The sequence below is a fragment of the Pseudomonas sp. S2_B07 genome, from assembly GCF_054668435.1.
Genome location: NZ_CP162769.1, coordinates 1 through 22,369, shown reverse-complemented (window position 1 = coordinate 22,369; position 22,369 = coordinate 1). Strand labels below are relative to the sequence as shown.

Sequence of the window (22,369 nt, the reverse complement as noted above, 5' to 3'; positions counted from 1 at the left end):
GTCATGGTCTTTCCGAGTAGTCCAAATGTCCGATCGCAGTGTTCGCCTTCAAGCTCTCAAGCACGCCCTCAAAGAGCGCATCCTGATTCTCGATGGCGGCATGGGCACGATGATCCAGAGCTACAAGCTCGAAGAGCAGGATTACCGTGGCAAACGCTTTGCTGACTGGCCAAGCGATGTCAAAGGCAACAACGACCTGTTGGTGCTGACTCGCCCGGATGTGATTGGGGGTATCGAGAAAGCCTACCTGGATGCCGGCGCCGATATTCTGGAAACCAACACGTTCAACGCCACCCAGATTTCCCTGGCCGACTATGGCATGCAGGGCCTGGCGTATGAGTTAAACGTAGAAGGCGCACGCCTGGCCCGCAAGGTGGCTGACGCCAAGACCCTGGAAACCCCGGACAAGCCACGTTTCGTCGCTGGCGTGCTTGGCCCTACCAGCCGCACCTGCTCGCTGTCCCCGGACGTGAACAACCCCGGTTACCGCAACGTGACCTTTGATGAGCTGGTGGAAAACTACACCGAATCCACCAAGGGTCTGATCGAAGGCGGCGCCGACCTGATCCTGATCGAAACCATCTTCGACACCCTGAACGCCAAAGCCGCGATCTTTGCCGTGCAAGGCGTGTTCGAGGAGCTCGGCATCGAGTTGCCGATCATGATTTCCGGCACCATCACCGACGCCTCCGGCCGTACCCTCTCCGGCCAGACCACCGAAGCGTTCTGGAACTCCGTGGCTCACGCCAAGCCGATCTCGGTCGGTTTGAACTGCGCCCTCGGTGCCAGCGAATTGCGTCCGTACCTGGAAGAGCTGTCGAACAAGGCCGGCACCCATGTTTCCGCGCACCCGAACGCCGGTCTGCCGAACGAGTTCGGTGAGTACGACGAACTGCCGGTGGACACTGCCAAGGTCATCGAGGAGTTCGCTCAAAGCGGTTTCCTGAACATTGTCGGCGGCTGCTGCGGCACCACCCCTGGCCACATCGAAGCCATCGCCAAGGCCGTAGCCGGTTACGCACCGCGTCAAATTCCGGAAATCCCCAAGGCCTGCCGCCTGTCGGGCCTGGAACCGTTCACCATCGACCGCAGCTCGTTGTTCGTCAACGTCGGTGAGCGGACCAACATCACCGGCTCGGCCAAGTTCGCCCGCCTGATCCGCGAAGACAACTACACCGAAGCCCTGGAAGTCGCCCTGCAGCAGGTCGAAGCAGGCGCCCAGATAATCGACATCAACATGGACGAAGGGATGCTCGATTCGAAGAAGGCCATGGTGACCTTCCTCAATCTGATTGCCGGCGAGCCGGACATCTCCCGCGTCCCGATCATGATCGACTCCTCCAAGTGGGAAGTGATCGAGGCCGGCCTGAAATGCATCCAGGGCAAGGGCATCGTCAACTCGATCAGCATGAAAGAAGGTGTCGAGCAGTTCATCCATCACGCCAAACTGTGCAAGCGCTATGGTGCCGCGGTGGTCGTCATGGCCTTCGACGAAGCCGGCCAGGCCGACACCGAAGCGCGCAAGAAAGAAATCTGCAAACGCTCCTACGACATTCTGGTCAACGAAGTCGGCTTCCCGCCGGAAGACATCATCTTCGACCCGAACATCTTCGCCGTGGCCACCGGTATTGAAGAACACAACAACTACGCTGTGGACTTCATCAACGCTTGCGCTTACATCCGCGACGAACTGCCGTACGCGCTGACCTCGGGTGGCGTGTCCAACGTGTCGTTCTCGTTCCGAGGCAACAACCCGGTGCGTGAAGCGATCCACTCGGTGTTCCTGCTGTACGCGATCCGCAATGGCCTGACCATGGGTATCGTCAACGCCGGTCAGCTGGAGATTTACGACCAGATCCCGCAAGAGCTGCGCGACGCCGTCGAAGACGTGATCCTAAACCGCACCCCGGAAGGCACCGACGCCCTCCTCGCCATCGCCGACAAGTACAAGGGCGATGGCAGTGTCAAGGAAGCCGAGACCGAAGAATGGCGCGGCTGGCCGGTCAACAAGCGCCTGGAACATGCGCTGGTCAAGGGCATCACCACGCACATCGTTGAAGACACCGAAGAGTCGCGCCAGTCGTTCGCCCGACCGATCGAAGTGATCGAAGGCCCGCTGATGTCCGGCATGAACATCGTTGGCGACCTGTTCGGCGCCGGCAAAATGTTCCTGCCGCAAGTGGTGAAATCCGCCCGCGTAATGAAGCAGGCCGTGGCCCACTTGATCCCGTTCATCGAACTGGAAAAAGGCGACAAACCGGAAGCCAAGGGCAAGATCCTGATGGCAACGGTGAAAGGCGACGTGCACGACATCGGCAAGAACATCGTCGGCGTGGTGTTGGGCTGTAACGGCTACGACATTGTCGACCTCGGCGTGATGGTCCCGGCGGAGAAAATCCTGCAAGTGGCCAAGGAGCAGAAGTGCGACATCATCGGCCTGTCGGGCCTGATTACGCCTTCGCTGGATGAAATGGTCCACGTCGCCCGTGAAATGCAGCGTCAGGACTTCCACCTGCCGCTGATGATCGGTGGCGCGACCACCTCCAAAGCGCACACGGCGGTGAAGATCGAGCCCAAGTACAGCAACGACGCGGTGATCTACGTGACGGACGCCTCCCGCGCCGTGGGCGTGGCGACGCAGTTGCTGTCCAAGGAGCTGAAACCGGCGTTTGTCGAGAAGACCCGCCTGGAATACATCGACGTTCGCGAGCGCACGGCCAACCGCAGCGCGCGCACCGAGCGCCTGAGCTACCCGGCTGCGATCGCCAAGAAGCCGCAGTTTGACTGGAGCACTTACGCACCGGTCAAACCGACGTTCACCGGCTCCAAGGTGCTGGACAACATCGACCTGAAGGTTCTGGCCGAGTACATCGACTGGACGCCATTCTTTATCTCCTGGGACCTGGCCGGCAAATTCCCGCGCATCCTCCAAGACGAAGTGGTCGGTGAAGCCGCCACCTCGCTGTATGCCGATGCCCAGGAAATGCTCGCCAAGCTGATCGATGAAAAGTTGATCAGTGCCCGCGCGGTGTTTGGCTTCTGGCCGGCCAACCAGGTGCGCGACGATGACATCGAAGTCTACGGCGACGACGGCAAGGCGATTGCCAAGCTACATCACCTGCGCCAGCAGATCATCAAGACCGACGGCAAGCCGAACTTCTCCCTGGCCGACTTCGTCGCGCCAAAAGACAGTGAAGTCACCGACTACGTGGGCGGGTTCATCACCACCGCCGGCATCGGCGCCGAAGAAGTGGCCAAGGCTTATCAGGACGCTGGCGACGATTACAACTCGATCATGGTCAAAGCCCTGGCCGACCGCCTGGCCGAAGCCTGCGCAGAATGGCTGCACCAACAAGTCCGTAAAGACTACTGGGGTTACGCCAAGGACGAAACGCTCGACAACGAGGCGCTGATCAAAGAGCAATACACCGGCATCCGCCCTGCTCCGGGCTACCCCGCGTGCCCGGATCACACCGAGAAGTCCACGCTGTTCAAACTGCTGGACCCCGAAGCCGAAGAGCTCAAGGCCGGTCGCAGCGGCGTATTCCTCACCGAGCACTACGCGATGTTCCCGGCGGCAGCCGTCAGCGGGTGGTACTTCGCTCACCCGCAGGCGCAGTACTTCGCCGTGGGCAAGATCGACAAGGATCAGGTGCAGAGCTACACCTCGCGCAAAGGTCAGGAGTTGAGCGTGACCGAACGTTGGCTGGCCCCGAACCTCGGGTACGACAACTAACCAACCGACGGGCCACAATACGGTGGCGAACCGTGATCCCCTGTGGGAGCGAGTCTGCTCACGAAGGCGGTGGACCAGGCGATATTAATGTCGACTGACACGACCTCTTCGCGAGCAGGCTCGCTCCCACAGTTGTTTGTGCTGTCCGTAGGTCTATGCTTACGGCTCACACACACGTGACGAGGGGTTTATGGACGATCCAGCAGACAACAAGCCGCCGACCTTCTGGCAGATGCTGCAGAGCGTCATGGCGGCGGCGTTCGGGGTACAGAGCGGGAAGAACCGGGCCCGGGATTTCACCCACGGTAAACCGAGTCATTTTGTGATTCTGGGGATTTTGTTCACGACCGTGTTTGCCTTGACCCTGTACGGCATCGTGCAACTGGTGCTGCATCTGGCCGGGGTTTAGCGCATCAGTGTTTGCAAGCTGAACGGGTAGCGATAGGTGGTCGGCCGCCCTTTGGCCGAGAGTCGACGGAAGTTCACGCCATAGTCAGGTGTGGCCCCCAACGCCAGCAGGCGTTTGGCTTGCGTCTTGTCGATCAGTTGCAACAGCGGGATCAGCCGGTGGCGGCCACCGTACAGATCAAGATCAACGCCCTGGTCATAATCATGCAACTCCACCAGCGCCCAACCACCTAAAGTGAAGTGACCGCCCAGCAGCACGCTAAGGCGTCCATCAATCATCGCCTGCAAGGCGGCGGGAGAGGTGTTGACGGCACTAAACAACACGTCTTTTCCGGGTTTTCCACCGCTCTCCTCAAACGCCTGCATCGCACCAAACGCCATTTCATCATTGGCTGACCACACCAGAGATATCTGCGGATAACGCCGGAACAACAACTTGGCCTGCTCATAGGCGCGGTCCCGGGTCCACCCGCTATAGACCAATTGGCGCAAACGCACTTCAGGATGCTCGGCCAATGCGCGCATCATCCCTTGCTCGCGCAATTGCGCAGACGGAGTGATTTTCAGGCCGGAAAATGCCAATAGCTCGATAGGCTTGCCGGGCGTTGCCGGTGGATGCTGACGGATCAGCTCCTTGAGCATCAGGTAACCGCCCTCCTCGTCGTTGGGCACCAGGCTGCCCAGGTGATCGGGGCGCTCACCCAACAGGCTCTGCTGGTTGGCCGTCAGCGACGCGTTCACCATGAACAGCTTTACACCACTGCCCTGGGCCAGGCGCAGGATCTGTGGGGCGACATATTGTTCATTGACGAACATCAGATAGTCCGGGCGATCGGGACCTTGCAGCGCCTGACGGGCTTGCGCCACCGTGAGTTCGGGCATGCGCTGGGCATAAAGAATTCGCAGGTCAACCCCCAAATCTCTGGCGGCGGCCTGCATAAATTGCGCGTAACTGACCCAGAAGGCTTCCTGGGTGGTACCAGGGCTCAGGAACAACACCGATTCCGCACGCGCAACCGGTCCGTAGACCGTGCCAAGCAGTAGCACAATGGTGTAGAAAAACTTCAACATTAACGTCCGAGCCCCCGGAAAATCGCCGCGCATTATAGCCAGTGAAGTTCCGTAATACGGCGTTTATTCCGGTTTTTGTCCGACAATCGTCGGAACCGGGCCCGGACGGGGTCGGTTATTGATGGCTGACCCAGAACACTGCCGTGCCCACGACCAAAATGATCAGGAAAAGAATCGCCCAAGCATCGACCGTGCTATCAGGTTTTGTCGCTTTGGTAGGGTTGCTCATTGCATCGCCTCTTGTCGGTTTTATCGGTGATTGCATAAAGACTCGACCACAGTAAAGACGACGATTGCCCGCACCACAAATAAGGGTTTAGTCATCACAGTTCTTATTAGTCGTTTTGGTTCTTTACATATACTCAAACATCACTTTTGCGCATAACTGCAAACTGGTATCTTGCCCCGGCTCCGTAGGGAGAGCGCGGCCGTGCGCGCAGAATTGCAGAGGTTCTTTCGGACTCCGCCAAGCACAAAAACGCAGCTGTATCCGAGCGACCCAAGCCTGAGAACAGGACTTATATGTACGTATACGACGAATACGATCAGCGGATCATCGAGGACCGCGTCAAGCAGTTCCGTGATCAGACCCGACGCTATCTGGCAGGCGAGCTGAGCGAAGAAGAATTCCGCCCCCTGCGCCTGCAAAACGGGCTTTACATCCAGCGTTTCGCGCCGATGTTGCGTGTGGCGGTGCCTTACGGCCAACTGACTTCGCGTCAGGTACGCATGATGGCCAAGATTGCCCGCGACTATGACAAGGGCTATGCCCACATCAGCACCCGGCAGAACGTACAGTTCAACTGGCCGGCCGTGGAAGACATTCCGGACATATTGGCTGAACTGGCGACCGTGCAGATGCACGCGATCCAGACCAGCGGCAACTGCCTGCGCAACGTCACCACCGACCAGTTCGCCGGCGTCGCCGCCGATGAACTGATCGATCCGCGCCCATGGTGCGAGATCGTCCGCCAGTGGACCACGTTCCACCCGGAATTCGCCTACCTGCCGCGCAAGTTCAAGATCGCAGTCAACGGTTCGACATCTGACCGCGCCGCCATCGAAGTGCATGACATTGGCCTTGAGCCCGTGCACAACGCTGCCGGCGAGCTGGGCTTCCGTGTACTGGTCGGTGGGGGTCTGGGCCGTACGCCGGTGGTGGGCGCGTTCATCAATGAGTTCCTGCCGTGGCAAGACCTGTTGAGCTACCTCGACGCCATCCTGCGGGTCTACAACCGCTATGGCCGTCGCGACAACAAGTACAAGGCGCGGATCAAGATTCTGGTCAAGGCGCTGACGCCTGAAGTCTTCGCGCAAAAAGTCGACGCGGAAATGGAACACCTTCGCGGTGGCCAGACCACGCTGACCGAGGCCGAACTGCATCGCGTCGCCAAGCATTTTGTCGACCCCGACTACAAGGCCCTGGACAACCAGACCGCCGAATTGGCCGAGCTCGACCAGCAGCACCCGGGCTTTGCCCGCTGGCGCACGCGCAATACCCTGGCGCACAAGAAGCCGGGCTATGTGGCCGTGACCCTGTCCCTGAAGCCAACCGGTGTAGCGCCGGGCGACATCACCGACAAGCAGCTCGACGCGGTGGCCGACCTGGCCGATCGTTACAGCTTCGGTCAACTGCGCACGTCTCACGAACAGAACATCATCCTGGCCGACGTGGAACAGTCCCGACTGTTCGCGATGTGGGGCGAGTTGCGCGAGCAAGGTTTCGCCACACCGAACATTGGCTTGCTGACGGACATCATTTGCTGCCCTGGCGGTGATTTCTGCTCGCTGGCCAACGCCAAGTCGATCCCGATTGCCGAATCGATCCAGCGTCGCTTCGACGACCTGGATTACCTGTTCGACATCGGTGAACTGGACCTGAACATCTCCGGTTGCATGAATGCCTGTGGTCACCACCACGTCGGCCACATCGGCATCCTCGGGGTGGACAAGAAAGGCGAAGAGTTCTACCAGGTGTCCCTCGGTGGCAGCGCCAGCCGTGACGCCAGCCTGGGTAAAATCCTCGGCCCGTCTTTCGCCCAGGAAGCCATGCCTGATGTGATCGAAAAGCTGATCGACGTGTACATCGAACAACGTACCGAAGACGAGCGGTTCATCGACACCTACCAGCGTATTGGCATCGACCTCTTCAAGGAGCGCGTCTATGCAGCGAATCATTAAGAACAACGAAGTCGTCGACGAAACCTGGCACTTGCTGCCCAAGGACTTCAACATCGACGAGATCAGCAACTGCGATGACCTGATCGTTCCGTTGCAGCTGTGGCGCGAACACAGCCGTATGCTCAAGGCCCGCGATGGCGGCCTGGGCGTCTGGCTGGATGCCGACGAAGAAGCTGAAGAAATCGGTGACGACGTGGGTCAGTTCAAGGTGATTGCCTTGAACTTCCCGGCGTTCACCGATGGCCGCAACTACTCCAATGCTCGCCTGCTGCGTGACCGTTACGGTTTCAAAGGTGAACTGCGAGCGATTGGCGATGTACTGCGCGATCAGTTGTTTTACATGCGCCGCTGCGGTTTCGACGCGTTTGCAGTGCGCCCCGATAAAGACCCGTACGAAGCCCTGGAAGGTCTCAAGGACTTCTCAGTGACGTACCAGGCCGCCACCGACGAACCGCTGCCGCTGTTCCGTCGCCGCTGATGGTCAAACCTTGAACCCCTTTCGGGGTTCAAGGTTCCCCTCCCGCTTTACGTCAAAGATTGGCACGCTCCTCCAGTGCCCTGAAAGCCGCCATCGGATGTTCAAAGCGCCCGCTGCTGCGACTCAATCGATTCCACATTTCCTCAGACGCATCAGCCTCGTTCAACAATCGCCAGACTCTCGTCTGCAGTGGCAAGTAACCGACCTGAAAGTCAGCCGTCAAACTCAGCCTGTCGATGACGGCTAAAAACCGGGTGCCGGAAGGTTTGCCCGCCAGTCGTTGCCAAAGGGCCTGTCGGGACTGTTGCAACGCGTCGTCGTAGTCTCGCAGCCATACACTCGGCGAGCCATAGCCAGCGCCGGGGGCGTTGAGCCATAAATTGATGCCGGTTTCCTCTCGATGGCTGACTAATCGGCGCAGCGTGTCTTCGTCTGTCAGTGGATTCCCCAAGAGCAACACACGATCATCTGCGACTGCCTGGTTTATGACTGCTGGCGGTATCCGGGTGATCTGGTTATCCCGTAAATCCAGAGACGTCAGATAGGGCTCATCCTTGATACCGATCGGGCATCGGGTGATTTGAGTGTTTCTCAGGTTGAGCTGACGTAGATCGTTCATGCCCATCACCAATGGCGGCACGCCCAAGGGGTTGTCACTCAAGTCCAGCGTTTGCAAATGAGTCAGGTCACGCAGTTGTGAAGCGGCACTGTCAGTGAGTACCAGCTGTGTGCCACGCAAGTTCAGCGAGCGAAGAGGTGCCATTTGTTCGATGGCGGGCGGCAAAGCGCGACCAGCATCGCCAGCCACGAAGTAGTTCCGCAAGTCCACGCTTTCAAGGTCCAACACTTCAAGGTTCGCAAAACACTCCAGAAACCCGTTCAAACTGTCCTGCTCTGTCAGATGAAAACCTCGCATCAGTAACTGGGTCACATCGTCGAACCTGACGTTCATCGTGGGTAATCGGTGATAGTTCTCAAAGTTCATATCCAGCGTGGCATGTGGCGCGTCTCCGCGCTTTTGCCAAAGGGCGACCAATTCCTCGGCGAGCTCTTTCCTGAGCGATCGTTCGTCCTCCAACTCATCCATGAAAAGGTCAACGTTATGGGCCGCAATTTGCGCAGGGCTCATATTCGCTGCCTCGGCATCGCCAATCGCCAGAAACGGAAGATCCATGTCATTGACGTCATCGGCAACCTGGTCGATCCAACCGCTTAAATCGGTGTTGAGTTGTTGTAGCTGTTGCTTCAACCCATCGATATAAGCCTGCGTATTGTTGCCCACACGTTGCAGTACTTCATCGGCCTGCGCTGAGGTGAAGTCGGGATAAATCTCCTTGAGTTGCAACCTCATCATCTCGTGGGTCATGGCTTCGCCTTGAGGCGTCGACGGATAACCTCCGCCGCGCAAGCCCTGAGGCTCGAACGTCAGCCCGCTGTCCATCCGTTGTAATCCGAGCAGGGTTTGCGAGCGAGGCAGTGCCACCGCGCCAATCTTGAGGCGCAACTCACTGACAGGATCATCAGATGTCAGGTGTAACGCCGAACGTTCGTCATCTGACAGGATCCCGAGGACAGCTTCGTAAAAGTCCGATTGCACGCCTTGTCGCTGATACCGATTCCTCACCCTGATGATGCTTCGACAATGAGCGGCATCGAGCGGACCACTGCGGTCCAGCACCCGGCCAGCAGGCGAACGGTCAAAAATGTCTATTCGAAGATCTTTGGGCCATCCCGGTAGATGCGACAGTGAATGCAATGCCAGAGTGTCCGTCTCGGCATTGACGACTGCCCCAAGGTAAAGGCCTTCGTAGGCCCGGTTCAGGCGCACATGCTGCTGGTACTGACGTGCTTTGCTGTCCAGGCGTTTGAACACTTGCCTGATCTCCACAACGTCAGGCGTCGCGCGGATGTCTATGCCATAACGGTCGAGCATTTGCTCAATGGCGCTTTTGGGAAGCCCTGGGTATTGGCGCTGAAACAGCCGGACCCATTCGTGCTCCGACTGCTGCAGCGCGGCGTATCGACTGTTGAACAGCTCGGTTTGCCCGGCCGAGCGCAGCTCCAGATCGAGCTTGAAACGGCTGATCGTGTCAGCCAGTAAAGGCGTCGGTGGCCGCCCGGCGTTCATCAAGCGCAGCATGTCGTCGTCTACCGTGCTGACCTTGCCGATTTGCGCCAGGACTTCATCGCTGAATGACGCCACTGAGGGGCCGATCCCGCGAATCAGTTCCAGTCGGGACAGACCGGAAGGCGCTGCTGTCACACTCTTTGTCGCCGGCATGACGATGGCGGCGTGTTCACTTGTCTTGACGGCCTCGGCCTCAGCCCTTCCAACACTGACATCTGCTGCCGCACCTGCCAGCGGCAGCGCGTTGAGCAAGCCAAATACTGTGCGCGTCACGCCCTCTTTGCGCAGGTTCGGCGTTTCGCCGTTCACAGCCTGATCCAGTCCATAACCGGCATCGATGAGCCCGGCCAGCGCCAGCACCCCCTCTCCCCCCGGCAGAAACAGGGCCAGGGGCCCAAACCGGTTGATCCATTGCACGACCGGCTCGACAACAGCACTCAAATTGTCTCGATTGACTTGAGCGTCATCCCGGATGGTTTGGACGCTTTCCCACGCAGCCTGTTTCATGGTCGAAACCAACTGTGCAAACGGATCGGTCGCGGGGGGCTGATCCTCGAAGCCGATATATTCGGCAGGCTCCCAATAACCATCATTATTAAAGAAGCCGGCATTTTTTGTCAGCCAGTGCTCATGCGGGTAGATGGCCATTCCATCCAGCGCCGTCAAAACACCGGCATGGAAGGTTCCATCCTGTCGATCGTCGTCGGCAAAGTGAGCGGCCAGCGCTTGCCTGGTTGCGCTGGCCTTGCTCTGTGCAACCACCCATCGGTGCAATTGCGACACATCAGCGAAGTCATGCAGGGGTGAAGAGTTACCCGGAATGTACATCAATACCCGAGGGCTGGCGGTGAGACGAAAAGTCCAGATATCGGTCGCTGTATAGCGGTACAGCTTCAGACGCCCCGCCGTGACCGTGGAGGGGATCAGGGTCGGTGCTTGCAGCGGTTCGATAGTCAGTGATTCCCATGCCTGATCCACCGGCAAACCTGCAGCCTGCATGGCCAGCTCCAGGCCCTTTTTACTCAGGCTTTGTTCATGCCGTTGCAGCGCGGCGGTCATGACAAATGCCGCTTTGACCGAGGTTCTCAGCGCATAGGGTTGCGGCGCAACGAGCGCCTCATCGGACGGCCAGGCGTGATCAAGATACGTCTTGTACAAGCCCTGCAAATCCAGCGCCCAGACCCATCTCTTGAAGTCAGCCGGTTTAATGGGGACTTGCGTCAACGGCCCATAGGCTTGCGGGATGGTTTGGCGATAAATGCCTTCATAGCTCTGGTGATTGCCACTGCCGCGGTCAGCGAATTCGTCAACGTTTTGCACGATTCGAACCGACGGCCCGATGTCCGGCGGCGCGTAAAAGCCGAAAGCGCTTTCGGCAAAACGTCCATCGCCCACGGTTTGATAGTTGGAAAGCAGCGCTTGCAGTAGCGATTGTGAACTCGCCACTTGGCCCTGCTGAATGCCATCCTGCGCAGGATGTCCCTTGTAGTTGTAATCGAGGGTGGCCAGCAAGCAGGTTTGGGGATCAATGTCCGCCCCCCACTTTTCCTTGATCAAACGTGCGCCAAATTGGTCTGGGGTTTGTGGCAACGCGATGTTCACGGCGGCCATGAGCTCGTCACGCATCCCTGGCGGGCCGGCAACGTTGTCTTGATTGAGATTGGGCATGTGCATTCCATTGCGAACATTTGGAACACCACCCTAGCCAGCCGCCATTCCATCGGATGCAGGAGCGGGTCGACAGACGGGTTAGGAGATTTCGCCATTTCAGGAAGGATTGCGACCGTTCTGAAGGCAAAAAAAACCGGGAGCTAAGTCCCGGCTTTTTTTAGAGCGAAGCTGCGCTGACGGTTACCAAAAGCGTTGCTGGGTCAAACGGCTCCACCAGGTCAGCAAAACGCGATCGACCGACCCGCTGGCCGCCATGCCAATACGCTCTTGCAGGCTTTTTCGCTCGGCATAGTGCAGGTGAAAGAGCTCGGCATTTTTTGCCCGTTCGGCGAGGTACTCATCGCTGGTCTTGAGTTCGTCGACCAGTTGTTTGTCGAGGGCGGCGACACCGAGCCAGATCTCACCGGTGGCCACTTCATCGATGGCCAGTTGCGGGCGATAGCGCGCGACGAAGTTCTTGAACAACTGATGGGTAATGTCCAGGTCTTCCTGGAATTTCTCGCGCCCCTTCTCGGTGTTTTCGCCAAACACGGTCAGGGTGCGTTTGTATTCGCCGGCGGTGAGCACTTCAAAATCGATATCGTGCTTTTTCAGCAAGCGATTGACGTTGGGCAACTGCGCCACGACACCGATCGAGCCGAGGATGGCGAACGGCGCGCTGATGATCTTCTCGCCGATGCACGCCATCATGTAGCCGCCGCTGGCCGCAACCTTGTCGATGCAGATGGTCAATGGCACGCCGGCATTGCGGATCCGCGCCAGTTGCGAGGACGCCAGGCCGTAACTGTGAACCATGCCGCCGCCGCTTTCCAGGCGCAACACCACTTCATCCTTGGGCGTGGCCAGCGTCAGCAGCGCGGTGATCTCGTGGCGCAGGTTCTCGGTGGCAGACGCCTTGATGTCGCCGTCGAAATCCAGCACGAATACCCGTTGCCTGGCCTCAGGGGTTTTCTTTTGCTTTTTCTCGGATTTGGCCTGGGACTTGCGCAGGGCCTTGAGCTGATCCTTGTCGAGCAAGGTTTGCTCCAGGCGTTCACGCAGCCCTTTGTAGAAATCATTGAGCTTGCTGACTTGCAACTGGCCGGCCGCCTTGCGTCGACCTTTGCTGCGCAAGGCCGCAAAACTGGCCAGGACCACCAGAATGGCGATCACCAGTGTCACGGTCTTGGCCAGAAAGCTGGCGTACTCGGTGAAAAACTCCACAGTGACTCCTTCATGACGATGCGCGACTTAAAACACGCGCGGGATGTGTCCAGCATACCCATGCGCCAGCTCGACGGCCAGCCGTGAAACCTCTGGCAACAGGCCTGTAACGGCCATTTCAAACAAGCGTATGTTTTTTCATTGACAGCTCAGCGCCATCCTCATAACCTCGCCAAACCTTCAACGTACCGGGATGACGCGGACGTGGGCAGTATCTATTTGATTCGACATGGCCAGGCCTCCTTTGGTGCAGACGACTATGACGTCCTGTCGCCGACCGGTATTCGCCAGGCAGAAATCCTTGGCCAACACCTGGCCGAGCTGGGTATCAGCTTCGATCGCTGCCTCTCGGGCGACCTGCGCCGTCAGCAACATACTGCCAACAGCGCGCTGGAACAGTACGCCGCCGTGGGCCTGCCGGTGCCGGCCCTGGAAATCGATCCTGCCTTCAATGAGTTCGACGCCGACGCGGTCATCCGCGCGTTGCTGCCGGCCATGCTGGAAGACGAACCCGAGGCCCTGGACATCCTGCGCAACGCCGCGCAAAACCGCGCCGAGTTCCAGCGCATCTTTGCCCTGATCATCGAACGCTGGCTCGCCGGCACTTATGACACGCCGGGCCTGGAAAGCTGGCTGGGCTTTGTCGAACGCGTACAAGCCGGCCTGCAGCGCATCCTGGAAAGTGCCGACAGCACCCAGAAAATCGCCGTGTTTACCTCCGGCGGCACCATCACTGCCCTGCTTCACCTTATTACTCAAATGCCTGCCCGGCAGGCATTCGAGCTGAACTGGCAAATCGTCAACACCTCGCTCAACCACTTGAAGTTCCGTGGTCGCGAGGTGGCACTGGCTTCCTTCAACAGTCACGCACACCTGCAACTGCTGAAGGCCCCGGAACTCATCACGTTTCGCTGAGTCCGGACTATTGTGACCCTGGCTGTAATCACCCAGCTCTAATAATTACCCAAGAAAGGATCGAACCATGACCTCCGTAGCTGATGCCGTACAAGCAATGAAAGCCAAGTTCAACCCAGCCGCTGCTGCCGGTCTGGACCTGGTATTCGGTTTCCGCATCGACGACACCAAGAACTTCTCGCTGATCATCAAAAACAGCACCTGCGAACTGCAAGAAGGCGAAAACCCGGACGCCCAGGTCACTCTGGTGATGGACGGCGATACCCTGGAAGGCATCGTTGACGGTTCGACTGACGGTATGCAAGCGTTCATGGGCGGCAAACTGCGCGCTGAAGGCGACATGATGATGGCCATGAAACTGTCCGAGCTGTTCCCTGGCTAAGACCGCGGCTCCCGGCCCTCGGGAGCCTTGTCTGGCTTATCAACGAATCCCGTCCATTGTGGCGGGATTCGTCGTTTTCCGCCCCCCGAAAACACCGCCTGTGGATTCACCGTCTATATTCCTTCTGGCCGTATGCGTCAGACATCGGCTGTTTGCCCCCCGATCACATTGCGCGGAGCACGGCCATGAGCCCACCTGACGACCCTGACGGTTTTAACCGCCGACGTGTACTGCAAGGCCTTTCGGCAGGTGCTGTCGGTGCCTGGATCAGCCCGCTCTTCGCAGGGAGTAAAACCATGCCCGATGCCCCCGCCGACCTCATTCTGTACAACGGACGCCTGCACACCGTCGATCGCAAAAAACCGCAGGCCAGCGCGGTCGCGATCAAGGACGGACGTTTTGTGGTGGTCGGCAGCGATGCCCAGGCCATGGCCCTGCAAGGCCCCGGGACGCACATCATCGACCTGCACGGTCGCACGGTGATTCCCGGCCTCAACGACTCGCACCTGCATCTGATCCGTGGCGGCCTCAATTACAACCTCGAACTGCGTTGGGAAGGCGTGCCGTCGCTGGTCGATGCCTTGCGCATGCTCAAGGATCAGGCCGATCGCACACCCACGCCGCAATGGGTACGGGTGGTTGGCGGGTGGAACGAGTTCCAGTTTGCCGAAAAACGCCTGCCAACGATTGATGAACTGAACAAAGCCGCGCCCGACACCCCGGTGTTTGTCCTGCACCTCTATGACCGCGCCCTACTCAATCGCGCCGCCCTGAAAGTGGTCGGTTACACCCGCGACACGCCGAACCCGCCGGGCGGTGAAATCCAGCGCGACGCCAACGGCGACCCGACCGGCATGCTGATCGCCCGACCCAATGCGATGATCCTGTATTCGACCCTGGCCAAGGGGCCGAAACTGCCGCTGGAATACCAGGTCAACTCGACCCGCCAGTTCATGCGCGAACTCAATCGCCTCGGCATCACCAGCGCCATCGATGCCGGCGGCGGCTATCAGAACTATCCCGATGACTATCAAGTGATCCAGCAGTTGGCCAAAGACCAGCAACTGACGGTGCGCATCGCCTACAACCTGTTCACCCAGAAACCCAAGGAAGAACTGACCGACTTCAAGAACTGGACCAGCACTTCACACTACGGCCAGGGCGATGATTTCCTGCGGCACAACGGTGCCGGGGAAATGCTGGTGTTCTCGGCGGCGGATTTCGAAGACTTCCTTGAGCCGCGCCCGGACCTGCCGCAAACCATGGAGCAAGAACTGGAACCCGTGGTGCGCCACCTAGTGGAACAACGCTGGCCGTTTCGTTTACACGCCACCTACAACGAATCCATCAGCCGCATGCTCGACGTGTTCGAGAAAGTTAACCGCGACATTCCATTCAACGGTCTGCCGTGGTTTTTTGACCACGCCGAAACGATCACGCCGCAGAACATCGAACGGGTCAAAGCCTTGGGCGGTGGCATTGCGATTCAGGACCGGATGGCGTTTCAAGGCGAGTATTTCGTCGACCGTTACGGTGCCAAGGCGGCCGAGCACACCCCGCCCATCGCACGCATGCTCGCCGAAGGCCTTCCGGTCGGCGCCGGCACCGATGCCACGCGTGTTTCCAGCTACAACCCCTGGACGTCGATGTATTGGCTGGTCAGCGGCCGCACCGTCGGCGGCCTGGAACTGTACCCGCAAGGCCTGAGCCGCGACACGGCGCTGGAGCTGTTCACCCACGGCAGTGCCTGGTTTTCCTCGGAACAAGGCAAAAAGGGTCAAATCAAAGTCGGGCAACTCGCTGACCTGATTGCACTGTCGGCGGACTATTTCCACATCGAAGATGAAGCGATCAAATGGATCGAGTCGGTGCTGACCATTGTCGATGGCAAGATTGTGCATGCCACCCACGAGTTCGAAAAACTCGGGCCGCCGCCGATTCCTGTGGTGCCGGAATGGTCGCCGGTTACCAAGGTGCCGGGGCACTGGAAACACCTGACGCCGATGACCGCGCAGGTTCATCAATGCGCAGGTGCCTGCGCGGTGCATGCGCACAGCCATGAGCGGGCGCGGATGTCGTCAGCGCCGGTCAGTGACTTTCAGGGATTCTGGGGCGCGTTTGGCTGTTCGTGTTTTGCGTTTTGAAAAGAACCGCTAATCCGACTGCGTCGACGCGATCCCGTAGCAGCCGGTTCTGGCAGGATCTGTTTACAATGCCAGCACCTCCCGCACCGGCTGCCCCATGGACATCGACCTCGCCCGCACCTTTCTGGAAATCGTCCGTCACGGCAGCCTTGCCGCGGCGGCCGAGAAACTCCATGTCACCCAGACCGCGATCACCGCGCGCGTGCAGAAACTGGAAAGCCAGCTCGGCAGCACGCTGTTCGTGCGCAACCGTGCCGGCGCCCGCCTGACGCCCAATGGCGAGGCCTTTGTGGTGTACGCCAACCAACTGGTCGAGACCTGGGAAGCGGCGCGTCGGGATTTGCCGCTGCCAGAAGGTTACCGCGATGTGCTGCACATCGGTGGCGAGGTCAGCCTGTGCAATCCGTTGATGCTCAGTTGGGCCGGCGAACTGCGCGAGAAGATTCCCAGCCACGCCCTGCGCATGGAAATCCGCGACGGCGAAAACCTCCTGCGGCAACTGGAGCTGGGCGTACTTGATGCCGCGCTGGTCTATCAGCCGGAGTATTGGCCACGCCTGCAAGTCGAGCAGGTACTGGAAGAAAAACTGGTGTTGGTGCGGTTGCCCGGCAAACCCGATCCATACGTGTACATCGACTGGGGCCCGGACTTCCGCCGCCAGCACGATGCAGCCCTGCCGGAAAAAGCCAAAGCCCCGTTGAGCTTCAACCTCGGCCCGCTCGGGTTGCAGTACATCCTCGAAAACGGCGGCAGCGGCTACTTCCGTACGCGTGTGGTCCGCAGTTACCTGGAAAACGGCGTCCTGGAAGCCGTGCCCAAGGCCCCGGAATTCAGTTACCCGACTTACCTGGTGTATTCGCGCGATCGCGACTCGGCGACCCTGCAACGGGCCTTCGATTTGCTGCGTGAAGTGATCCAGTCCGATGAAGACTGGTCGCAGCGCTGGAATCCACTGACCTGAGCGCACCGGATCATGGCGTTTGTGTCCTCTAAGTAGCGCCAGCCTTTGCGGGGAGATCAGCTAATCTGCTGGTTATAACTACAAGCAGAGGTGACCGCAGTGAGGCAGACCACCCAGGCATTCCGTAGCCGCTATCGCGCCGACATACATCCCCTCTATAACCCATGGCTGCACGGTGCGTTTGTGCTCATTTTCGGGGTGTTGGCCATCGGCGGATTCTGGAGCACCGTGCATCAGGTCACCCCGCTGGAATGGCTGGCGGTGCCGGTCACGCTGTTGTTCTTCAACTTCGGTGTATACAAGGTTCATCGAGACCTGGGGCATCACAAAAAGCGCTTCGCGCGGATGTTCTACGCCCGTCATGCGGGCGACCATCACAGCTTTTTCGCCCCCGGCCACATGACTTACGACAGCGCCCGGGACTGGCGGGTGATTCTGTTTCCAGCCTGGCTGATCGTGGTCCATACCGTCGTCATTACCCTGCCGCTGTGGTGGCTGCTGGGTCGCTTCGATACCAACGTCGCCGGCTTGTTTGGCGGCTGTCTGGTGCTCGGTTACCTGACCTATGAAGTGTTTCATGCCTGCGAACACCTGCCGCCCGGCAACCCGGTCACGCGTCTGCCGTGGATTCGCCAGATGCGCCGTCTGCATGAACTGCATCACCGCCGCGAACTGATGCAGGAGCGCAACTTCAACATCGTGTTTCCACTGATGGATTACCTGTTCGGCACCCTTTACTGGGAACCGGATCATGACCCCCTCCCCTTGACGAGAACGCCCATGACCCGCATGCAGCACCAGATCGTTATCGCCGGAAACCCGATTGACGTGCTCGCCTACGCCAGTACCGTCACCCGTTGGCCGGAGTGGCATCCGTCGTCCCTCAAGGTCGACGGTCAGGCTGGGGCGCTGCACGCCGGCTCACGGTTCGAGGAGGATATCCGGGCCGGCGGGCGCGACGGGCACCTGAGCTGGGAGGTCAATGAATACCTGCCGGGGCGCCGTTGGAGTGCCTGGGCGCGGGGCGATCACGGATTGTCGCTGGTGGTGACGTACGAATGCACCGCCGAAGGTGACGGCACGCAGTTTATCCGTACGCTGGAATACCAGTTCGCGGGCGTGGCAATGCGCATTGCCAATCAACTGTTGCTCAAGCGGCGCATCGAGCGTGAATCCGCCGAGTCGATGCTGGCCTTGCGCGAGATGGCGCAAAAACAACTGACACCCACCGGAGCCCATGTGTGAGAAGACTCATTAAGTTCCGGCATCTGGTGTTACTGCTCTTGATTGCCCTGTGCGCCTTTCTGTTGCTGTTCCCGACCAAAGTCCGCCCGGTGGCCTGGAACCCGCCGCCGGCGCCCTCCCTCACCAGCGGCGACTACGCCGACAATGAACGCCTTAAAGGCGTGGAGCGTGTCGGCCCGGCTGACATCGAAGGACCGGTAGCACTGCTGCTGGAGAACGACATGCTGATCACCGGCCTGCATGACGGCCGATTGATTCGCACGAGCCTCGACGGCAAACAAACCAAAGTGCTGGCCGATACTGGCGGCAGACCGTTGGGGCTGGCGCGCCATCCCAATGGTTTGCTGGTTGTCGCGGACGGCGTTAAAGGGCTGCTTTCGCTGGATGCCCAAGGCCGATTAATCCCGTTGAGCACTACGGCGGGCGGCGTGCCTTTGGCTTTACCGATGACGTGGCGATCGACAAACCCGGGCATTTCGCCTATTTCAGCGACGCCTCCAGCCGTTGGGGCTACGGCAAGGATGGCGAGGCGATCATCGAGCATGGGGGCGATGGCCGTTTATTGCGGTATGACTTCCAGACCGGCAAGACCGATGTGTTGCTGGACAAGCTCGAATTTGCCAACGGTGTGACGCTGGGGCCGGACGACGCCTTTGTGCTGGTCAACGAAACCGGCGCCTACCGCATTAGCCGCTTCTGGCTGACTGGGCCGAAAGCCGGCACGCACGACCTGTTTATCGACAACTTGCCCGGGCTGCCGGACAACCTCTCGTTCAACGGCCGCGACCGGTTCTGGGTTGCGCTCTACTCACCGCGCAACGCGCTGCTGGACCGTACGGCGCCGCACCCGTTCGTGCGCAAAATGATTGTCCGAGCGCTGACGGTGCTGCCTAAACCGGTGGAAAACCGGGCTTTTGCCCTCGGGCTGGATGTGGACGGCAAGGTGATTGCCAATCTGCAGGATGGCACCAGCGGTAATTATTCGCCGATCACAACGGTGCGCGAGTATGGGGACTGGCTGTATTTCGGGTCGTTGAAGGCGAAAAACATGGCGCGCTTGCCACTCGCCACCGCCCTCCAGCAATAACAACGATCAAACGGTAGGAGCTGGGCTTGCCCGCGATGGCGGTCTGTCTGATACATCCATGTCACCAGTGCCGCCGCCATCGCGGGCAAGCCCGGCTCCCACAGGGATTTGTGTGAGCCACAGGTTTTTTGTGTGGGTTATTCGGGATCCGGGTCGTCAGCGGTTTCTTCTTGCTCGCGCAACGGGTCGTCATCCTCGCTATCGGGATGGGTGGTGATGTGGTTCGGGCTCAACGGCTCGGGATGAGTCGGGATCGGGTCGTACCCGCCCTGCTCTTCACTCGGAAATCTGGGATTGGACATAAGGCACCTCTCAGTGAGTCGTTAACGATGACTCATGACATTCGAGGTGCCGGTTTTGACGCCGTTCCACTTCTCAGTCACCGGTCGTCGGTGGCTCGGTACGACGCGTCAGGACGATGCCTGCAATTGCTGGACGATCTTGTCCTTGACCAACAAGCGATGTTCCTTGAGCTTCTTCAACTGGTCATCACTGGGCGCATCGGATTTCGCGGTCTCGGCCTTCACCACTTCAGCGTCCGCCTGGGAATATTTGTTGATCAGCGAATCCAGTAACGGATCCTTGGTGCGTCTTTGCTGGATCTCTTCCTTTGAAACCTTCAAGTCCTGATACAGGTCGTGGTTCACCGGCATGGAACACCTCCGTTTGATGATCGGTAGCAAACGCGATCGATTGCGTTCACCAACTATCAGAATGGCCTTGGTTTGCGCGTTCTGTCGACCACCTGTCAGACCAGCGGTGTCCGTTCGTCGTCCTGTCGCAAATGCGATAAAACCTTTCCCCGGACACCAGCCTCCACAGAGTAACGATCCACCGGATCGCCTACCCAAACCTGTGTGGAGTATGACCAATGGACGGATTCACCCTGCGCCACCTCGCCCTGGCCGTCGCCTTGAGCAGCAGCATGGGCACGGCATTTGCCGCCACCTCCAATGATTTCGTCGACAAAGCAGCCGCTGGCGGCATTGCCGAGATCGAAACCAGTCGCCTGGCGCTGGAAAAAAGCGCTTCGGCCGACGTCAAGGCGTTCGCCAACATGATGATCACCGATCATTCCAAGGCCAACGATGAACTGGCGGCCCTGGCGAAAAAGCATGACATCGAGGTGCCGGACTCGACGACGCTGGTCAAACAGGCCAAGGAGAAAATTCTCGACATGCGCGATGAATCCTTCGACGCGGCGTACGCAAACAACCAGGTGAAGGCCCACGAAGACACCATCGAATTGTTCAAGAAAGAAGCCAACACCGTGACGGACGACAAGGTCAAGGGCGCCACCGAGCTGAAAGGCTTCGCACAAAAAATGCTGCCGGCCCTGGAAAAACACCTGGACATGGCGAAAAAACTCCAGGCTGCCCACCCCGACAAATAACTCGACCTAGAAGCCACAACGTCCCCCTGTAGCAGCTGGCGAAGCCTGCGTCCGGCTGCTACAAGTCTGCTCCTTCCCACAGCCAACCACATTCCAATGTGGGAGCGAGCTTGCTCGCGATGGGGCCAGCATAATCAACCCATCAAGCCCTACCGAGCACTCGAGCCAAAAACGGCGCAGTCCGGCTCTTCTTGCTTTTAGCCACTGTCTGCGGTGTGCCCGCCACGACGATCTTCCCGCCCTGATCCCCCGCCCCCGGCCCGATGTCGATCACCCAGTCACTCTGCGCCACCACGCGCATTTCATGCTCGACCACGATCACCGTGTGCCCCGCGACCACCAGCGTATTCAACTGCTCCAGCAACCGGTCAACGTCCCGTGGATGCAAACCGGTCGTGGGTTCATCGAGCACATACAACGTTGCCCCACGCTGATTACGCTGCAGCTCAGTCGCCAGTTTGATCCGCTGCGCTTCACCGCCTGACAATTCAGTCGCCGGCTGCCCCAGTCGCAAATACCCCAAACCGATATCCCGCAACACTTCCAGCGAACGGCGAATGCCGGGTTGCTCGGCGAACACCTCCACCGCTTCATCCACCGTCAACTGCAACACCTGCGCGATGTTCAACCCTTGCCAGGTGATCGCCAGTGTCTCGGGGTTATAGCGGGCGCCGTGACACGTCGGGCATGGCGCGTAAACGCTGGGCATGAACAACAATTCGACGCTGACAAAGCCCTCACCTTCGCAGGTCGCGCAGCGGCCCTTGGCGACGTTGAAGGAGAATTGTCCGGCGTCATAGCCCTCAGCCTGCGCCTCGGGCGTCGCTGCATACAGCTTGCGCACGTTATCGAACAGCCCGGTGTAGGTCGCCAGATTGGAGCGTGGCGTGCGGCCAATGGGTTTCTGGTCGACCTGCACCAGACGCTTGATTGATGCCAGGCCGGCCGTGACCTGACCACCGCTGACCTGCGGCGCATCGTCCTCCAGGCTCAACGCTTCGGCTTCGTTGTCGCTGGCGGTCCGTCCTAAATGCGCGCCGACCAATTCCAACAAAGCCTGACTGACCAGGCTCGATTTACCGGAACCGGACACGCCCGTCACGGCGCTAAAACAACCCAGCGGAAACTCGACGCTGAGGTGGTTCAGGTTGTTGCGGGTGATGCCCTCCAGTCTTAGCCAGTCCGTTGCCTTACGGCTGGCACGGGGCTCGGCGACCTGTTCAGCAAACAGGTAGGCACGGGTCTGTGAGTTCGTCACCGCGGCCAACCCGGGCGGCGGGCCGCTGTAGAGGATCTGGCCGCCGTTCTCGCCCGCTGCCGGGCCGACGTCGATTAACCAATCGGCGCGGCGCATGGTTTCCAGATC

16 protein-coding genes and 1 pseudogene are annotated in these 22,369 nt (G+C 59.3%); 11 read left to right on the top strand and 6 right to left on the bottom strand.

The window, feature by feature from the left end:
- The first annotated feature begins 25 nt into the window (after positions 1-25).
- On the top strand, positions 26-3,736 hold the full coding sequence (gene metH / locus AB4N43_RS00085; RefSeq protein WP_027923765.1) for a methionine synthase: 3,711 nt from the start codon (positions 26-28) through the stop codon (positions 3,734-3,736).
- A gap of 190 nt (positions 3,737-3,926) precedes the next feature.
- Positions 3,927-4,145 carry a DUF2970 domain-containing protein gene (locus AB4N43_RS00080; protein WP_027923764.1) on the top strand — a complete coding sequence of 73 codons (219 nt, stop codon included), beginning with the start codon at positions 3,927-3,929 and terminating at the stop codon, positions 4,143-4,145.
- Here the strand turns inward: AB4N43_RS00080 and AB4N43_RS00075 are convergent.
- A complete protein-coding gene (locus tag AB4N43_RS00075; RefSeq protein WP_460152678.1) occupies positions 4,142-5,215 on the bottom strand; it encodes an ABC transporter substrate-binding protein in 1,074 nt (357 codons plus the stop codon). The two genes, AB4N43_RS00080 and AB4N43_RS00075, sit on opposite strands and share 4 nt — an antisense overlap.
- A 522-nt stretch (positions 5,216-5,737) precedes the next feature.
- Here AB4N43_RS00075 and AB4N43_RS00070 point away from each other — a divergent pair.
- Both AB4N43_RS00070 and AB4N43_RS00065 read left to right on the top strand, forming a co-directional pair.
- Complete coding sequence (locus AB4N43_RS00070; RefSeq protein WP_027923762.1) at positions 5,738-7,396, top strand: nitrite/sulfite reductase; 1,659 nt, start codon at positions 5,738-5,740, stop codon at positions 7,394-7,396.
- Positions 7,380-7,874 (top strand): DUF934 domain-containing protein, encoded by a 495-nt coding sequence (locus AB4N43_RS00065; protein ID WP_460152676.1) that lies wholly within the window; start codon positions 7,380-7,382, stop codon positions 7,872-7,874. The genes AB4N43_RS00070 and AB4N43_RS00065 overlap by 17 nt, the downstream gene beginning before the upstream one ends.
- A gap of 52 nt (positions 7,875-7,926) precedes the next feature.
- Here AB4N43_RS00065 and AB4N43_RS00060 read toward each other — a convergent pair whose 3' ends face one another.
- Positions 7,927-11,670, bottom strand: coding sequence for a leucine-rich repeat domain-containing protein (locus tag AB4N43_RS00060; RefSeq protein WP_460152674.1), 3,744 nt, complete (start codon positions 11,668-11,670; stop codon positions 7,927-7,929).
- Positions 11,671-11,853: 183 nt separating this feature from the next.
- Entirely contained in the window at positions 11,854-12,876 is a 1,023-nt protein-coding gene (sohB, locus tag AB4N43_RS00055; protein ID WP_027923759.1) for a protease SohB, read from the bottom strand.
- A 204-nt stretch (positions 12,877-13,080) separates the two neighbouring features.
- Here sohB and AB4N43_RS00050 point away from each other — a divergent pair, with 204 nt between their 5' ends.
- The 6 genes and pseudogenes from AB4N43_RS00050 (at position 13,081) to AB4N43_RS00025 (ending at position 19,610) form a co-directional block, all read left to right on the top strand.
- The gene (locus AB4N43_RS00050; protein ID WP_027923758.1) at positions 13,081-13,791 is read left to right on the top strand and encodes a histidine phosphatase family protein; all 711 of its coding nucleotides are present in this window, start codon (positions 13,081-13,083) and stop codon (positions 13,789-13,791) included.
- 67 nt (positions 13,792-13,858) lie between these two features.
- Positions 13,859-14,173 (top strand): SCP2 sterol-binding domain-containing protein, encoded by a 315-nt coding sequence (locus AB4N43_RS00045; RefSeq protein ID WP_027923757.1) that lies wholly within the window; start codon positions 13,859-13,861, stop codon positions 14,171-14,173.
- Between the two features lie 296 nt (positions 14,174-14,469).
- On the top strand, positions 14,470-16,317 hold the full coding sequence (locus tag AB4N43_RS00040; RefSeq protein WP_027923756.1) for an amidohydrolase: 1,848 nt from the start codon (positions 14,470-14,472) through the stop codon (positions 16,315-16,317).
- Between the two features lie 97 nt (positions 16,318-16,414).
- Positions 16,415-17,278, top strand: a complete 864-nt coding sequence (locus tag AB4N43_RS00035; RefSeq protein ID WP_194940181.1) for a LysR family transcriptional regulator — start codon at positions 16,415-16,417, stop codon at positions 17,276-17,278.
- Positions 17,279-17,377: 99 nt separating this feature from the next.
- Positions 17,378-18,523, top strand: coding sequence for a sterol desaturase/SRPBCC family protein (locus tag AB4N43_RS00030; RefSeq protein WP_027923754.1), 1,146 nt, complete (start codon positions 17,378-17,380; stop codon positions 18,521-18,523).
- Positions 18,520-19,610 (top strand): annotated as a pseudogene (locus tag AB4N43_RS00025) (SMP-30/gluconolactonase/LRE family protein). Before AB4N43_RS00030 ends, AB4N43_RS00025 begins: the two are co-directional and overlap by 4 nt.
- Before the next feature lie 137 nt (positions 19,611-19,747).
- Here AB4N43_RS00025 and AB4N43_RS00020 read toward each other — a convergent pair.
- Positions 19,748-19,912 carry a hypothetical protein gene (locus tag AB4N43_RS00020; protein ID WP_172825943.1) on the bottom strand — a complete coding sequence of 55 codons (165 nt, stop codon included), beginning with the start codon at positions 19,910-19,912 and terminating at the stop codon, positions 19,748-19,750.
- Positions 19,913-20,020: 108 nt separating this feature from the next.
- A complete protein-coding gene (locus AB4N43_RS00015) occupies positions 20,021-20,263 on the bottom strand; it encodes a DUF465 domain-containing protein (RefSeq protein ID WP_027923752.1) in 243 nt (80 codons plus the stop codon).
- Between the two features lie 218 nt (positions 20,264-20,481).
- On the opposite strand from AB4N43_RS00015, the gene AB4N43_RS00010 reads away from it, so the two are divergent.
- On the top strand, positions 20,482-21,003 hold the full coding sequence (locus AB4N43_RS00010) for a DUF4142 domain-containing protein (protein ID WP_027923751.1): 522 nt from the start codon (positions 20,482-20,484) through the stop codon (positions 21,001-21,003).
- Between the two features lie 142 nt (positions 21,004-21,145).
- Here the strand turns inward: AB4N43_RS00010 and AB4N43_RS00005 are convergent.
- Positions 21,146-22,369: excinuclease ABC subunit UvrA (locus AB4N43_RS00005; RefSeq protein WP_460152669.1), on the bottom strand; the 1,224-nt coding region annotated here is incomplete at its 5' end.

What these genes read in the sequence shown, in the direction of transcription:
- AB4N43_RS00035 (WP_194940181.1), top strand. Translation starts at nt 16,415, where the DNA reads ATGGACATCGACCTCGCCCGCACCTTTCTGGAAATCGTCCGTCACGGC.
- AB4N43_RS00045 (WP_027923757.1), top strand. Translation starts at nt 13,859, where the DNA reads ATGACCTCCGTAGCTGATGCCGTACAAGCAATGAAAGCCAAGTTCAAC.
- AB4N43_RS00070 (WP_027923762.1), top strand. Translation starts at nt 5,738, where the DNA reads ATGTACGTATACGACGAATACGATCAGCGGATCATCGAGGACCGCGTC.
- AB4N43_RS00040 (WP_027923756.1), top strand. Translation starts at nt 14,470, where the DNA reads ATGCCCGATGCCCCCGCCGACCTCATTCTGTACAACGGACGCCTGCAC.
- AB4N43_RS00015 (WP_027923752.1), bottom strand. Translation starts at nt 20,263, where the DNA reads ATGCCGGTGAACCACGACCTGTATCAGGACTTGAAGGTTTCAAAGGAA.
- AB4N43_RS00010 (WP_027923751.1), top strand. Translation starts at nt 20,482, where the DNA reads ATGGACGGATTCACCCTGCGCCACCTCGCCCTGGCCGTCGCCTTGAGC.
- metH (WP_027923765.1), top strand. Translation starts at nt 26, where the DNA reads ATGTCCGATCGCAGTGTTCGCCTTCAAGCTCTCAAGCACGCCCTCAAA.
- AB4N43_RS00075 (WP_460152678.1), bottom strand. Translation starts at nt 5,215, where the DNA reads ATGTTGAAGTTTTTCTACACCATTGTGCTACTGCTTGGCACGGTCTAC.
- AB4N43_RS00065 (WP_460152676.1), top strand. Translation starts at nt 7,380, where the DNA reads ATGCAGCGAATCATTAAGAACAACGAAGTCGTCGACGAAACCTGGCAC.
- AB4N43_RS00060 (WP_460152674.1), bottom strand. Translation starts at nt 11,670, where the DNA reads ATGCCCAATCTCAATCAAGACAACGTTGCCGGCCCGCCAGGGATGCGT.
- AB4N43_RS00080 (WP_027923764.1), top strand. Translation starts at nt 3,927, where the DNA reads ATGGACGATCCAGCAGACAACAAGCCGCCGACCTTCTGGCAGATGCTG.
- AB4N43_RS00020 (WP_172825943.1), bottom strand. Translation starts at nt 19,912, where the DNA reads ATGTCCAATCCCAGATTTCCGAGTGAAGAGCAGGGCGGGTACGACCCG.